10 protein-coding genes and 1 riboswitch are annotated in these 14,725 nt (G+C 73.5%); of the genes, 3 read left to right on the top strand and 7 right to left on the bottom strand.

What is annotated here, in order from left to right; genetic code table 11:
• Positions 1-198: 198 nt before the first annotated feature.
• Positions 199-654: a hypothetical protein gene (locus ACQP09_RS00995; protein WP_433395166.1), complete on the top strand. Its 456-nt coding sequence runs from the start codon at positions 199-201 to the stop codon at positions 652-654.
• The gene (locus ACQP09_RS00990) at positions 651-2,822 is read left to right on the top strand and encodes an NB-ARC domain-containing protein (protein ID WP_433395164.1); all 2,172 of its coding nucleotides are present in this window, start codon (positions 651-653) and stop codon (positions 2,820-2,822) included. Before ACQP09_RS00995 ends, ACQP09_RS00990 begins: the two co-directional genes overlap by 4 nt.
• 12 nt (positions 2,823-2,834) lie before the next feature.
• Here the strand turns inward: ACQP09_RS00990 and ACQP09_RS00985 are convergent, their stop codons facing one another.
• The 7 genes from ACQP09_RS00985 to ACQP09_RS00955 form a co-directional block, all read right to left on the bottom strand.
• Positions 2,835-4,553, bottom strand: a complete 1,719-nt coding sequence (locus ACQP09_RS00985) for a hypothetical protein (protein ID WP_433406446.1) — start codon at positions 4,551-4,553, stop codon at positions 2,835-2,837.
• Between the two features lie 216 nt (positions 4,554-4,769).
• On the bottom strand, positions 4,770-5,318 hold the full coding sequence (locus ACQP09_RS00980; protein ID WP_433395163.1) for a CchlQ: 549 nt from the start codon (positions 5,316-5,318) through the stop codon (positions 4,770-4,772).
• Positions 5,319-5,364: 46 nt separating this feature from the next.
• Positions 5,365-6,201, bottom strand: a complete 837-nt coding sequence (locus ACQP09_RS00975) for an ECF transporter S component (RefSeq protein WP_433395162.1) — start codon at positions 6,199-6,201, stop codon at positions 5,365-5,367.
• Positions 6,198-7,850 (bottom strand): ABC transporter ATP-binding protein, encoded by a 1,653-nt coding sequence (locus tag ACQP09_RS00970; RefSeq protein ID WP_433395160.1) that lies wholly within the window; start codon positions 7,848-7,850, stop codon positions 6,198-6,200. The genes ACQP09_RS00975 and ACQP09_RS00970 overlap by 4 nt, the downstream gene beginning before the upstream one ends.
• On the bottom strand, positions 7,847-9,016 hold the full coding sequence (locus tag ACQP09_RS00965; RefSeq protein ID WP_433395159.1) for an energy-coupling factor transporter transmembrane component T: 1,170 nt from the start codon (positions 9,014-9,016) through the stop codon (positions 7,847-7,849). Before ACQP09_RS00965 ends, ACQP09_RS00970 begins: the two co-directional genes overlap by 4 nt.
• 7 nt (positions 9,017-9,023) lie before the next feature.
• Positions 9,024-9,932 (bottom strand): hypothetical protein, encoded by a 909-nt coding sequence (locus ACQP09_RS00960; protein ID WP_433395157.1) that lies wholly within the window; start codon positions 9,930-9,932, stop codon positions 9,024-9,026.
• A 17-nt stretch (positions 9,933-9,949) separates the two neighbouring features.
• Complete coding sequence (locus ACQP09_RS00955; protein ID WP_433395155.1) at positions 9,950-12,730, bottom strand: prenyltransferase/squalene oxidase repeat-containing protein; 2,781 nt, start codon at positions 12,728-12,730, stop codon at positions 9,950-9,952.
• 363 nt (positions 12,731-13,093) lie between these two features.
• A riboswitch (cobalamin riboswitch) is annotated at positions 13,094-13,170 on the top strand.
• Positions 13,171-13,290: 120 nt separating this feature from the next.
• Between ACQP09_RS00955 and ACQP09_RS00950 the strand changes: the two genes are divergently transcribed.
• Entirely contained in the window at positions 13,291-14,700 is a 1,410-nt protein-coding gene (locus ACQP09_RS00950; RefSeq protein WP_433395153.1) for a hypothetical protein, read from the top strand.
• Positions 14,701-14,725 lie beyond the last annotated feature (25 nt).

Below are 14,725 nucleotides of genomic sequence, written 5' to 3'. Positions count from 1 at the left end.
CATCACGCACCGGGCCTGCTCACGGTTGCGTACGCGCCCGCCACACGCCCCGGGTGCACAGCCCACCAGCCGACATGGCTGGAACTGCACGGCGCCGCGCCCTCGATTCCGCTTCCGATGGGACCGTTCGCTCTCTACGGTTGCACCAGCGACGGGTTACGTGTCCGTACGGTGACGGGTGAGGCGGAGGGGGGTCCGGTGGAAGCCGAGTTGACGGCGCTGGCGGCATCAGGTGCGACGGCCTTCGTGGGGCTGATGGCGACCGAGGCGTGGAACCAGGTGCGCGGCCGGGTGGCCCGGTTCCTGGCGCGCGGCGAGGACGGCGAGGACGTGGACGCCGAGCTGGAGGAGTCCCGCGCGGAGCTGCTGGCGGCGCGCCGCAGCGGCGACGAGGACGGGGCCGCGGACATCGCCGCGGAGTGGCGCGTCAGGCTCCGCCGGGCCCTGCGCGACAACCCGGAGGCCGAGCGGGAGCTGCTGAGCCTGCTCGACGAACTGGCCCCGCACCAGCCGCCCGCACCCACCGTCACGGTCAACAACAGCACCAACGGCGGGACGTATTACGGCCAGGTGATCCAGGGGCACGACATCTCCGGGCTGACCTTCAACGGCGGGGGTGCGGCGGCTCCCCGGCCGGAACCGGGCACCAGGTGAGCGCCCCGGGCGCCGGTGACGGGTCCCACCACACCGCCGCGCGGAACGATCTCTCCGGCACCGTCCACGGCCCGGTCGTGCAGGCCGCCACGATCCACGGCGGCATCACGTACGCCGTCCAGCAGGCGCCTCCGACCGGTCCTCGCGTCACACCCGACGAGATCCCGCCACTGATGGTGCGGTTCATCAACCGGACCGAGAACCTCGCCGGCCTCGACGGCCGGCCGACGACCGGGGAGCACGGCGCAGGCGTCGGTTTCGCCGTGCTGCACGGACCGCCCGGCGTGGGCAAGACCGCGCTGGTGACCCGGTGGGCGGAACAGGGCCGGGAGCGGTTCCCGGGCGGACAGATCTACGTGGACTTCGCGGCCCTGCGCGGAGAGACGGCGGGAGCCGACGTCTCCGAGGCGGCCCGCTGCTGCCTGAGGTCCCTCGGCGTCGACGACGCCTACATTCCGGCCTCGTTCGCGGACCGGGTCCGGCTCCTGCGAAGTCTGTCCGCGGACCGGAGGCTGCTGATCTTCCTGGACAACGTCTCCCAGCCCGGCCAGGCCGCCGCGCTGATCCCGAAGGGGAAGGGCAGCTTCCTCGTGGTGGCCGGCGGCAGCGGGCTCGGGGAACTCGTCCACGACGGCGCCCGGCTGATGGCCGTGGAGCCGCTCGACCGGTACAGCGCCCTGGAGTTGCTCGCCGACCGGTGCGGCGCGGAGAAGGTCGCCGCCGACCCGGCCTCGGCGGAGCGCCTGGTGGAGCTCTGCGAAGGGCTGCCGGTGGCGCTGCACGTGGTCGCCGGGCGGCTGGTGGCCCGGCCGCGCCTCACCCTGGCGGCGCTCACGGCGGAGCTGGCCGCGGAGGAGCGCCGACTGGCAGGAATGTCCCTCGGAAAGGAACGGTCCGTGGCCGCCGCATTCGACCTCGTCTACCGCGAACTCGCCCCGGAACCGGCCCGCCTCTACCGCCTGATGGGCTGGTACCCGGGAGCCACCTTCGACGCCGGAGCCGCCGCGGTGGCGGCGGGCCTGGACCCGCGGCGCACCGCCGAAGCCCTGGAAGCACTGACCGGTGCCAGCCTGCTGGAGGAGACGCCGGACGGCCGCTTCCGCTTCCACGACCTCGTACGGCTGCACGCCGGTGACCGCGCGGCGGAGGAGGAGGCACCGGCCGAGCGGCCCGCCCTCCTGCGCCGGGTGACCCTCCACTACCTGGCCCTCACCGCCCTGGCCGACCGGGCGATCCGGCTGGACCGGCTGCGGATCGCCGACCTCGACCACCTGCTCGCCACCGTCCCCGACCCCTTCACCGCGCCGGACGCACCCCGGCCCGTGGACTGGCTGGAGGCCGAGCACCGCAACATCCTCGGCGTGCTGCGGGCCGCCGCGCGCGAGGAGACGCTGCGGACGGAGGTGTGGCAGCTGGCGGAGGCCTTCACGGTCCTCTTCCTCCACCACCGGCACCTCGGCGACTGGCGGGAATCGCTCGAACTCGGTGCGGCCGCCGCCGCCGAGGCCCTGGTGCCCGCGGCCGAGGCGCGACTGCGCAGCCTCCTGTCCCGCCCGCTGATGGACCTCGGTGAGGACGAGGCGGCCCGGCGCGAGCTGGACACCGCCCAGGCCTGCGCCGAGGTCTCCGGCCATCTGGTCGTCCGCGCCTCCGTGCAGGAGTTCTCCGGCCGCTACTGGGACCGCCACGACCCGGTCCGGGCCATGGAGGCCTACCGCAGCGCCCTCGACCTCAACACGGCGGCGGACGAAGACCGGGGCGCCGCCATAGCGGCCTACTTCCTCGGCTGCGCCCAGGAGACGGCCGGGAACACCCGCGAGGCCCTGGACACCCTGCGCGGCGCCCACGACCGGCTCCTCGCCCGCAAGGACCTGCGGATGGCGGCCCGGGCCCAGGTGGCCATCGGCATCGCCCACGACCACCTCGACGAGACGGACCAGGCGGTACGGGCCCTGCGGGAAGCGGCGGCCGCCCTCCGCGAGCAGGAGGCCACCCACTACGAGGCCCAGGCGCTCGTCGCGCTGGCCGACATCCAGGAGCGCACGCAAGGCGACGCCCAGGAGGTGCGCACCCGTCTGGAACGTGCCCTGGAGATCTACGAGGCCGGCGGCAGCCCGCGCGCGGAAGAGCTGCGACAGCGGCTGGCGGGAGGCGGCGCGGCGGGGTGAGCCGGACACCGCCTAGCGGGGTGCGGAGCCGGGCGACGGCGATGTACGCAGCCGGAGCGCCACGTCCTCCTCGCGCGTCCCGATCCGCAGGGTGACCAGGACGTCGTCCAGCGGGGCGGCCGCTCGCAGCAGGGCGTAGACGGCGGCGGCCGGCACACCGGGATCCGTCGCCGTCCCGGTCATGGCCGCCTCCACGACCCGGCCGTCCCGCAGCCCCACGAGAAACCCGCCTCCGGCCAGCGCGGTCGCCGCCAGCCGGCAGCCCGGAAGGCGGTCCAAGGTCTCCGCGACCCACCGGAGGCCCGCCGCCGCGGTACGGGCGGGAGCGCCGCCCAGGAGCACCGACGCGCTCTCCACCACCCGCCGGTCCGGCTCCCGCTCGTCGCAGGCGAGATGCCGGAAACGCCCGGCCGCCGCGTCCTCGTCCGCCTCCTCCCGCGACACCGCCGCAGGAAGCCTCCGTACGGTGACGGCACCAGGCCCGCCCCCGGGCGCGGCCGTCGTGGTGACCGTCCAGGCGGTGACCCGCGCGCCCGTCTCCTCGGGCTCGGCCAGGAACCACCGGGGCGGGGGAGCGGGTACGGGCTCGGCCAGGCCGAGCAGGTCGTAGAGCGCCGTACGCAGCAGGGGCAGCGCCTGGCCCGGCTGGTCGAAGGCGCCCTCGGCGACGGTGGCGAAGCGGTCCGGGCGCTGAGCGGTGAGGGCGGACGCGATCTGTTCGTGCAGGTCACCGTGTACGTCGAGCCGGGGGGCCGCACGCCCGAGCGCGGTCACCGCCGTCCCGGGCACGGCCTCGCTGCCGAAGGCGCCCAGCAGAACGGGTTTGCCGAGCGCGGCACCGTACAGCGTCACCGACCCGTGGTCGCCCACGACCAGGTCCGCCGCGATCAGCGCCGGCCGCCACGCGTGGATGTGCGGGACGAGCATCAGCCCCGCGTCCAGCGCCGGCGCGAGGAGATTGCGGATCTGCCAGGCGCCGTGGCCCGACCAGACATTGGGGTGGACGATCGCCGCCACCCGGAACTCGTCGTACGGCAGCGCGGCGAGCACGCGGGCCGCCAGTTCAGGGTGGTGCCCGATCAGCGACGTCGGCCCCCAGGTGGAGCTGAGCACCACCAGCCGGTGCGCATCGGGCACGCCGAGTGCCCGGCGGTAGACGTCCGCCCGGTCCACGCTGCCCAGCAGCTCGTCGTAGCACGGGTCACCCACGAGCAGCGTCCGCCCGGCCGCCTTGGGGTGCGAGGAGAGCAGCTGCTCCTCCTGACCCGGGTGCGAAATGGCCAGCCAGGCCCGGCCGGACTCCAGCAGGCCGTCCGGTACGACCCCGGACAGCCGGTCACCGGACGCGCGGGAGTCCGGCACCTGCTTCTGGAAGCCGATGCCGTGCGGCAGCACGAGCACGGGACAGTGGCCCTCGGGTACGTCGATGTTCTCGCTGGCGGTGAGGATCAGATCGGGCTCCGCGTGGCCCACCTGCTCCCAGGGGATGACCCGGCAGCCCGCGTCGTGCAGCAGGTCGAGCACCCCGTCGTTGAACGCGGAGGTGGGGTCGTGGGCGAAGACGACGGTGACGCGGCGGTCCCCGCGGAGGAGGGCGGGCAGGCATTCGAGGACCCGGACGGTGGAGGTCACCGTACGGGCCGCTACGACCAGGGTCTTCTCACCGTGAAAGGTGCTCCACCGCCCGGCGTCGGTCCCGACGGGGACGCGGAGAGGCTGGCTAGCGTGCATGGCCACCCCGAAAGGCTACGGGTACGCCCGCCCACTCGCGGCTCGCGGCTCGCGGCTCGCGGCTCGCGGCTCGCGGCTCGCGGCTCGCGGCTCGCGGCTCGCGGCTCGCGGCTCGCGGCTATTGTCGGCCTATCGCATCTCAAGCGGTGCTACAACCGTTTCGAGGTCGGATGGAAAGTATGGAAAACGATGATCGTATTGTACGTTCATCGCCCCTCATGCCCCCACGGTCAGCTCATCCCGGCAGATCGGGCAGCGGTCCTTGCCGTCCCAGTCGTCCCACCCGAAGGACGCGGGCGAGAACGTCCGGTCCCGCAGCTCCTTGCGCACCTGGACCCGGTAGGTCCAGACCCGGTCCAGGTAGGGGTGGTAGGCATCGTGGAAGGCCGCGGACGTGGGCCCGGCGCCCGCGCCCACCACACGCTGGACCGCACGCAGTTGCGCGAACATCGCCTGGCCCGCGCCGGCCACATCGGCCGACGCGTCGATGAAGAACCGCTCCCGTACCTCGTGGACGGCCGCCTCGCTCAGGGCCGCGCGGGCGGCCCGGTCCGGGTCGGTCGCGGTGTCCTGGTCCTGGGCGATCTGCCGCAGCCGGGAGTGGCAGTCCCCGACGGCCGAGATGAACTCGATGTACACCGCGCGCCGCCGTTCCGCCGCCTCGCGGTCGTTCTCGTGGCGCCGACGCAGATGGTCGGCCAGTACGGTCCCCGAGATGGCGATGAAGCCACCGCTGACCGTCGCGACGAGCGTTCCCCAGTCCACGACTTCCCCCAAAGAAGTGATCCCCGTTCCTGCGGTGTCCCCGAATCTACCGTGGGCCCTCCGCCTTCGGCCCCGTGAACCGCACCGGAGCCCGGAAGCGGGCCTTGCGGGCCGCCCGGCGGAACGTGGTGAGGACCGCGGGGCCGGCCAGGGTGATGCAGAGGAAGTTCGTGACGGCCCGTCCGGTGTCCCAGCCCAGCGAGGTCGCCACGTCGAAGGCGAGGTAGCGCTGCCACTGCTCGGTGAAGGGGAGGCCGGGCAGGTAGGCGATGGAGCTGTTCGGGTCCACCGAGAACGGCCAGAAGGACAGGTTCAGCAGAAAGCCGAAGAGGTAGCCGGAGAGCGAGCCGTAGACCGCGAGCATCATCACCTCGCGGCGGCCCGTGGCGCGCGGCAGCAGGCCCGCGAGCATGCCGACGAACGCGCAGCCGAACATCTGGTACGGCATCCACGGCCCGACCCCGCCGGTGATCAGCGCGGAGGCGAAGAGGGACGTGCAGCCCAGCGTGAAGCCGAAGCCGGGACCGTAGACGCGGCCCGCCAGGACCAGGACGAAGAACACCGTCTCGATCCCCGCCGTGCCGGCGCCGAGCGGCCGCAGCGCCGCGTTGACCGCGGAGAGCACCCCGAGCATCGCCAGCGCCTTGGAGTTGATGCCGCCCTCGGAGATCTCGGAGATCACCACGCACAGGACGAGGACCAGCAGGACGCCGAAGATCAGCGGCGGGGCGTAGTTGGCGCCCAGCCGGCCGGGAGCGACCAGGAACGGCCAGAAGAAGGCGACCAGGCCGAGGAACGCGGCCAGCGCGATGACGATCCCGGCGCGCGGGCCGATCCGGATGGCGTCGGCCGGGCGGTCGGTGAGCGGCGGAAGTTCCGTCATGCGCCCGCCTCCCCGGCCCGGAGTGCGGCGGCGACTTGATCGACCGTCAGGTACGGCAGTGGCGACAGGATCTTCGCCACCTGCGGGGCGAAGACCGGTGATGCGACGATCACTTCGGTGGTCGGGCCGTCCGCGACGATGTCGCCCTCGGCCATCACGACCACCCGGTCGGCCGCCCGCGCGGCGAACTCGACGTCATGGGTCGAGATCACCACCGACCGCCCCTCGGCGGCCAGTTCGTCGACCATCGCGATGAGCTGGGTCTTGGCCCGGTAGTCCAGGCCGCGGGTGGGCTCGTCCAGCAGCAGGACTCCGGGCGCCGCTGTCAGCTGGATGGCCAGGACCAGTGCGAGCTTCTGGCCCTCGGAGAGGTCGCGCGGGTGGGTCGCGCCGTCGATGCCGGGCGCCAGCCGGTCCAGGATCGCGCGGGCGGACAGGCCGTGGCCCTCCCGTACCGCCGATTCGGTGTCCGCCTGGTCGAGTTCCTGCTTGACGCTCTCCAGGTAGAGGAGGTCGGTCGGGGTCTGCGGGACGAGGCCGACGAGCTGCCGGGCCTCGGCGGCGGAGAGCGACTTGGGGTCCCGCGAGCCCTGCGCGTCTCCTCGGTCGACGCGTACCGTACCGGACTTGCGCGGTCCCGAGCCCTGGAGCGCCCACAGCAGCGACGACTTGCCCGAGCCGTTGCGGCCCATCAGAGCGGTGATCTCGCCGGCCCGCAGATCGAGGTCCACCTCGCGCACCGCCGCCACGCCCCGGTACGCCACCGTTACCCCGCGCGCCGTGAGCAGCGCCGGGCCCGGCTCTTCCGGCAGCAGGCGTACGGGCGGGGGTGCGGTGGTCGCGAGGGCGGTGCGCAGCGGGGCGGCGGCCCGGCGGGCGTCCCGGACCGAGAGCGGGAGCGGTGACCAGTGCGCGGCGCGGCCCAGCTCCACGATCGGCGGCGCGATGGACGACGTGGTGAAGATGTCCGCCGGTGCGCCCGACACCACGCGGCCGTTGCCGGGGAGATGGATGACCCGGTCCGCGTACTGCACCACCCGCTCCAGCCGGTGTTCGGCCAGCAGCACCGTGACGCCCAGGTCGTGGACCAGGCGGGTCACCGCGGCCAGCACCTCCTCCGCCGCTGTCGGGTCGAGCGCGGAGGTCGGCTCGTCGAGGACCAGGACGCGCGGGTGCGCGGTGAGGACCGAGCCGATGGCGACGCGCTGTTGCTGGCCGCCGGAGAGCTCGTACAGCGCCCGGTGGCGTAGATCCGCCAGCCCGAGCAGATCGAGGGTCTCCTCCACCCGCTTCCGCATCACCGCCGGGGAGATCGCCAACTGCTCCATGGCGTAGGCGAGTTCCTCCTCCACCGTGTCCGTGACGAAACCGTCCAGCGGGTCCTGCCCGACCACGCCGACCACATCGGCCAGCTCGCGCGGCGGATGGTCGGCGGTGGTGCGGCCGTCGACGGTGACCGTGCCGTACAGCGTGCCGCCCGTGAAGTGCGGCACCAGCCCGTTCACCGCGCCCAGCAGCGTCGACTTGCCGACCCCCGTATGGCCCACCACCAGGCAGAGTTCGCCCTCCTCGACCTCCAGGTTCACCTCCCGCAGGACCGGCTCGTCGGCCCCGTCGTACTCCACGGTGACCTGGTCGAAGGTGATCATGCGGCTTCCTCGGTGCGCGGTACGGAGACGTACGGGACGGGCTTGCTCGGCGGCGGAGCCAGGAACCCGGCGGCTCCGGCCAGCAGGATGGCGGCGGCCGGGACGGGCGGCAGCGTCGGCCAGCTGAGCGGATAGAAGGACGGGTTCAACGCGGCCGGGTCGTAACCGACGTCGGTGAACAGCAGCACCGCCGAGAGCACCCCGCACGACGCCACCGCCCACTCCGCGAACCGCCACGGATCGGGCCGGTACGTCGTCCGCGTCACCCGGCGCCCGCCGAGCCGCAGCCCGGCCACGCAGAGCGCCGAACCGGCCGCCAGCGCGGGCAGCCCGAGCAGCTTCGGCGCGGTCGGATCGAGGAGCCCGTACGCTCCGGCGCAGAGTCCGCACATGCCCGCCAGCATCAGCACCCCGGTCAGCCGGCGCGATCCGCGGGTGGCCGAGCCGGCCCGCCCGTAGCCGCGCGAGTCCATCGCCGCGGCCAGCCGCAGCGACCGCTCCAACGCGTCCTCCAGGACCGGCACGACGATGCCCCGCAACGCCTTGAGCCCCTTGTTGCGGCCGGCCCGCAGACGGCGGGCGCGCGAGACCCGTTGCACGCTCTGCACCAACTGCGGTGCCACGCTGATCGATACGGTGACGGCGACCCCCAACTCGTACAGCGCGCCCGGCAGTACGCGCAGCGCCCGCTTCGGGTTGGCCAGCGTGTTCGCCGCGCCGATGCAGCAGAGCATGCAGGCGAGCCGGAGCCCGTCCGTGGCGGCCGACAGCAGCGCCTCCAGCGAGACAGGACCGCCGAGTTGGATGCCCGCGTACCAGTCCGGAGTGGGAATGTGAGGGAGTGAGAAGAGGTGGTGGTCGGTCGGGCGCATTCCGGTGGCGAAGACCGCCCGGAAGATCACGCGGATCGCGACGACCGTCAGCGCCAGATAGAGGTAGTACTTGAAGCCCCGCGCCCACGGAGCCTCGGTGCGGCGCACGGTGATGACGTAACCGAGCACCGCGAGGACCAGGAAGAGCAGCAGCGGGTTGTTGGTCCGGCTGACGGCGGTGGCCAAGGCGAGCGCCCAGATCCACCAGGCGAGTGGATGCAGGGTGCGCGGAAGCCGCCTCCCGCCGGTGTCCGGCACCGGCGTACCGGGTTTCACCGGAGCGGCACGGGTCACGCCGGCGCTACTCCGCACGGCGGCGGCGCTTCGCGGCGAAGACGGCCGCGCCGCCGATCACCGCCATCAGGCAGGCCGTCGCCGCGAGCGGCACCATCGAGCCTGAGTCGTGCTCCGCGTCCGGCGCCGGAGCGGCGTCCACCACCTTCGTCTCCTCGCCCGGCGCCGCGACGACCTCACCCGGGGGTGTGGAGGAGGCGGAAGCGCTGGGGGAGGGGGACGGCGAGGCGGAGGGAGACGCGGACGCGGACGGGGATGTGCCGGCGGAGGCGGTCGGTGAAGGGGGCGCAGCAGATGGCGGCGGCGGTGCGGCCGGAGCGCCACCGCCCGGCTGCTCCGTCGTCCGTACCGGATCGGGCTGCGGCTTCGGCGGGGGCTGCGGGGCCGGATCGCCGCCCGTGGGACGGGAGTTGTGCGCCCGCAGCTGGTTCGGTGTGAGCGTCGGGCGGCCCTTCGTGCCGCCGATGTCCGTCCCGCCGAAGATCCACAGGTCCACGCTGCCGGGCTTCGGCCGGTAGCTCATGGCGCCCAACTGGCTGTACTCCCAGGTGTTCTGCCCGGGGTCGGCGTGCCAGTACGACCAGTAGGCGGAGGCGGGCGGGGTGAGGACGCAGTCCTCCTGCTGAGGCGTCGGATACTGCTTGCCGCCCTGGTGGCCGCTGTAGCCGATCCGGCAGATGAACGCCGGTCCGTCGTGCCCGGTGCCGGTGGTCCGCCAGCCGCCCTGGTTGAGCAGCTCGTAACCGGTCGTCGGCGTCGTACCGCAGGAGCGGTAGACGGGACCGCCCCAGTGGCTGAAGTCCACGGCCAGCACCGCACCCGACGAGGTCGTGCACTTCCCGATCGGCTGTGGGGCCGCTGCCGCCGGAGCGGCGGGCGCGAGGAGCGCCGCGCCCACCAGCCCTAGCACGGCCACAGCGTGAGTGGATGTCCTCACAGCTCACCGCCCACGGTCGTACGCCGGTTGCGTGCGGCCACGACCGAGCCCCAGCCCGCCAGGATCAGCACGGCGGCCGCTGCCGCCAGGCCGAGCGCCTGCCCGCCGGTCGACGCGAGACCGCCTCCGCTTCCGCCGCCCGGACCGTCCGCGTTCACGATCCCCGGCCCACCGGCGGAGCCCGCGCTGTCGCCGGGCGTGACGATCACCGGAGTGGAGGAGGACGGCAGCGGATTCGGGGTCGTACCGTCCAGGGAGCGGGTCAGCACGCCGAACGAGATACCCGTCGAACCCCCCACCGCCTGCGTCGAGGCGCGCAGGTCGGAGCCGCGCTGGCCCTCCTTGGCCACGTTGAAGCCGCCGTCCGCGTTCTGCTGCGAGGCCAGGAACTTCCGCGCCTTCGCGATCTGCTTCCCGTACTTCTCGGCGTCCAGGGAGAGGCCCTGCACGGCGAGCGCCGCCGAGTTGACCGAGTTGCCGGCCGCGCCCGGGAAGCCGCCGTCCGGCAGCTGCTTCGCGGCGATCCAGGCCAGGGCCTTCTTCACGGCCGCCGCGTGCGGGTCACCGGGGACCAGGTCCAGGGCCATCGCCGCCATCGCCGTGGAGTCGACGTCCGCGTCACCCGTCGGCGGGACCAGGCTCGGCCAGGCGCCCGTGGAGGTGTGCTGGAGACCGGCCAGATAGCCGATCGGCGCCTCGGCGGCCTCCGTCTCGCCCGCCCGCACCTGGGCGATGACGCCGAGGGACTGGCCGAAGACGGACATCGCGTAGGCGTAGGCGCCCTGGTCGGCGCAGCTGCGGTCCGGCTGCGGGCTCTTGGCGGTGCAGACCGCGTCGGCGAGACCGGCGATCAGGTCCTTGCCGCCGAAGTCGCGCGGGTCGCGTTCGACGACCTGGGCGAGCACCGCCGCCTTGCCCATCGAGCCGCCCAGCGCGTGCGCGGAGCCGGCGTTGGTCCAGTCGTGCACCGTACGGGCTTCGCCGTCCTTGTCGCCCCGGTCCAGGAAGTCCACGACCGTACGGAGCGCGTCGTTGTCGTGGCCGGTCGCGGCCAGTGCGAAGGCGCCGTCGATGGTGAGGCCGAAGTCGGCCCGGGTGGTGGACCCGCCCGCCGCGTAGTAGCGGCCCTGCTGGAGGTTGGCGGGGCTGGTGAGGTAGGCGACGCCCTTCTTGAGGTCCGGGCCGTCACCTGACGGCGGGGGCGTCGTGGTGGGCGGCGGTGTCGTCGTCGGGGGAGTGGTCGGAGGCTTGGTGGGCTCGGGCACCTTCGTGGTCAGGGTGACCAGGTCGGTGCCACTGCCCGCCAGCACGGCCGGGGCCGTCGCGTAGAGCGCGCCGTCCTCGGCACCCTCGTCGAACCCGAAGCCCCCGTCGGCGAGTTGCTCGCGCGACAGCCACCAGACCGCCGTGTCGGCGGCCCGGGTGGCACCGAGCGCGCGCAGCGCCTGCGCCGCGTAGGCGGTGGCCGGGACGGAGCCGGTGGTGGAACCGTTGTACGCGGCGAACGCACCGCTCCTGAGCTGCGCCTTCTTCAGGTACGCGACGTTCTTGGCGACGACGGCGTCATGGCCGCCCGCCTCGTCCAGCACCAGGGCCACCAGGCCGGTGGTCATCGGGTCGCCGTCGCAGTGCTCCCCGGGGCCGATGAGGATGCTGGTCACCGAGCCGTCGTCGCAGACCAGTTGGGTCAGCCGGGTCACGGTGTCGGCAGGCGGCACCACCCCGCCGCGCAGCAGCGCCAGGACGGCCAGCGCCTGCCCGTCGCCGTACGAGGCACCCCGGAAGTCGCCCTTGGCCGTGCACCCCGGCGCACCGCCCGCCGCGCAGACGTTCTTCTCCAGGTCACCGAGCAGGTCGTGCCCGCCGAAGTCGCGCGCGTCGCCCTCGGTGACCGCCGCGACCAGCGCCAGCCGGGCCGCGGCGGTGGCGTCGGGCGCCTCCTCCGGGCCCGCCGCGTAGGCGTACCCGGTGGCGCCGGAGGCGAGCCCGGCCACCACCTTGTCCAGGGCCGGGCTCTTCCCTCCGGCGGCGGCCAGCGCGTACGCGGCCTCGGTGGTCAGGAAGTAGTTCGGGGTCTCGGAGCCTTCGTCCACCACATGGGAGCCGTCGTGCAGCCGCTCCGACACCCAGCGGGCGGCGGCCGGGACGTCGATCTTCCCGACCGGCACGCTCGGGCCGTCCGTCGGTGTGTCCGACGGGTCCGGCGTGGTGCCGCGCGCGCGGACGTCGTCCGGGGTGAAGGCGGGCCGGCCGGTGGTGCCGCCGACGTCGGTGCCGCCGAACACCCAGGCGTCCACGTCGCCCGCCTTCGGCTTGCGGTCCATGGCGCCGAGCGGGCTGTAGGACCAGTTCGTCTGGCCGGGCGAGGCGATCCAGTACGACCAGTAGGCGGTGGCCTGCGGCGTGAGAACGCAGTCCTCGGTGGCCGGAGTCGGGTACTGCGTACCGGAGTTGAAGGAGCCGGTCCCGATGCGGCAGATGAAGCCGGGCCCGTCGTGCCGGGTGCCCTCGGTGGTGAACCCGCCGTCGCGCAGCAGCTCGTACCCGCTGGTCGGCGTGGTGTCGCAGCCGCGCACCACACCGCCGCCGAACGGGCCGAAGTCCACGGCCACGACGGCGCCGACGGTGGGCGTGCACTGCTCGATCGGGTCGGCGGCCGCCGGAGCGGCGCCGGTGACGAAGGCCAGACCCGCGGCAAAGGTCACCGCTGCCGCCGAGAACAGCGAGAGGAGTCTTCTGCCGGCCGTGCGCCGGTCCTGTTGCTGTGCGGTCCCCACCACGGCCCCTCGTGTTCGTCCGGGCGGGCGTGCGTGGCAGACGGCTCCCCGGGACGCGGCCGTGAAAGGCCGCCCGCAGGGGGAGCTGTTCGAACCACGCCGTAGTCCGCGACGGCGCTTCTCGCTGACATTCCAGGCCCCAGGCATTCCGGCTCGCCCGCGCGGTGGCGGGCCTACGGTTGCGGGTCAGCGCCGGATTCCGACCGGCTTCCCCTGGGGCTGAGTGCTTATCAGCCGGATTGGAACACGCTCTCGAAGAGACCGTCAAGGTGGTGTATGTCTCCTCGCCTTCGCGCCCCCGTGCGCCCCGGCCGTGCCTGGCGCGCCCCTGCCGGCTCGGGTAGCGTCCTGGCCTGCCATGAGGGGGAACCCGGTGCGAATCCGGGGCTGACGCGCAGCGGTGTGGGACGGCAGGGGGCCGTTCCCGAGCCCGAATGCCCTGGTGGCAGCCGTACCAGCGAAGCCGTACCCACGCGTCCGGGCGTCGGCCACCCACCTCCGCCCGGTGCCTGACCGGGCGGCGTGCGGTGCCGTGCGCCCCTCATTCCAGGAGCAGGCACATGCCCCGTTCTCACACGTCCCGTCGTCTCGCCGTCGTGATGCCCGCCGTCGTGGGGGCCTTCGTCCTCACGGCGCTTCCCGCCGCCGCGACCTCCACCCCCGCCCAGATCGCCACCTCCAAGACCAACGGTGTGGCGTACCTCAAGACCCTCCAGGCCGCCGACGGTTCGTACGCCGGTTCCGGGCTCTCCAACGAGTGGGCGTTCAGCGCGTTCGCCGCCGCCGGGACGGCCGCCGTGGACGTGACGCCCGGCGGCGACGCCACGAAGAACGCCCGTACCGTCTACCGCAATCTGCTCTCCACCTCCGGCTGGCCCTCCGCCACCCCGGTGGTCACCGACTACCAGCGCGGCACGCTCAACGCGTACGCCGCCGGGATCGACCCGGCCCGGGTCTCCGCCTCGCGCAACCTCATCGCCGACATCTACGGCTACTGGCAGAACGCCGAGGCCGGCTACTTCGGCCCGTCCGCCAACTACAACGGCACGGTCTTCGCCGCACTCGCGCTCGGCGGTGCCAGAACCCAGGCGGGCGTCCAGCGCGTACCGCAGGCGCTCGTCGACAAGATCGTCACCCGCATCCGGGCCAACCAGCACAACGACGGCGGCTGGACCTACGCCAAGGCCGAGGGCAACGCGACCGAGCTGGCCAAGCCGGGCGACATCGACATGACCGGCGCCTCCATGGCCGCGCTCTGCGCCTCCGGCGTCCCGAACACCGACGCCGACATCGTCCAGGCCAAGGCGTTCCTCAAGAGCAAGCTGGTCAACGGCTCCGGCGCGTTCAACGCCCTGTACGGGATCAACACCAGCTCCAACGGCTGGGCCGTCTCCGGCCTCAACGCCTGCGGCATCAACCCGCAGACCGGCGACTTCCTCACCCCGGCCGGCAAGACCCCCATCGACTTCCTGATCGCCAACCAGTACAACCCGGCCGGCGGCTTCAAGTACCAGCCCTCGGACACCAGCCCGTCCGCCTACTCCTCCACCGACGCCCTGCGCGCGGTCGCCGGCGGCGGCTTCACCGCGGCCCCGCCCACCCCGGTCACCGCCGGCGCGCCGAAGTGGGTCGCGGCGAGCGGCTTCACCTCCGGTACGGCGACGAAGCTGGCGCTCACCGTCGACGACGGGACCGGCACCCTGAAGGTCTGCAACGTCGCCTTCACGCCCACCGGCGCGACGACCGACCTCGGCACCGTCCTGGCCGCCGCGTCGACCGCTTCCACCCCGGCCGGCTGCGTCACCTCCGTGGTCCCCGCCTCCGGGACGGGCACCATCACCTCCGTCAACGGCAAGGCCAACGCCGGTTCGGCGACCTGGAAGGTGTCCACCGACGGCTCGGCGTTCGCCGGGGCCACCCGTAACAAGGTGATCAACGTCGGCGACACGATCGCGCTGCGCTACTCCTGACCCGGTCCGGTGGAGGGGGCGCACC

The sequence above is a fragment of the Streptomyces sp. CA-146814 genome (genome assembly GCF_050942385.1).
GTDB lineage: Bacteria > Actinomycetota > Actinomycetes > Streptomycetales > Streptomycetaceae > Streptomyces.
Note: the sequence above shows the minus strand (reverse complement) of the source record. Positions and strands in the feature narration are given on the sequence as shown.

Excerpts from the sequence above, each read along its gene's own strand:
- ACQP09_RS00970 (WP_433395160.1), bottom strand. The coding sequence starts at position 7,850 with ATGATCACCTTCGACCAGGTCACCGTGGAGTACGACGGGGCCGACGAG.
- ACQP09_RS00950 (WP_433395153.1), top strand. The coding sequence starts at position 13,291 with ATGCCCCGTTCTCACACGTCCCGTCGTCTCGCCGTCGTGATGCCCGCC.
- ACQP09_RS00985 (WP_433406446.1), bottom strand. The coding sequence starts at position 4,553 with ATGCACGCTAGCCAGCCTCTCCGCGTCCCCGTCGGGACCGACGCCGGG.
- ACQP09_RS00975 (WP_433395162.1), bottom strand. The coding sequence starts at position 6,201 with ATGACGGAACTTCCGCCGCTCACCGACCGCCCGGCCGACGCCATCCGG.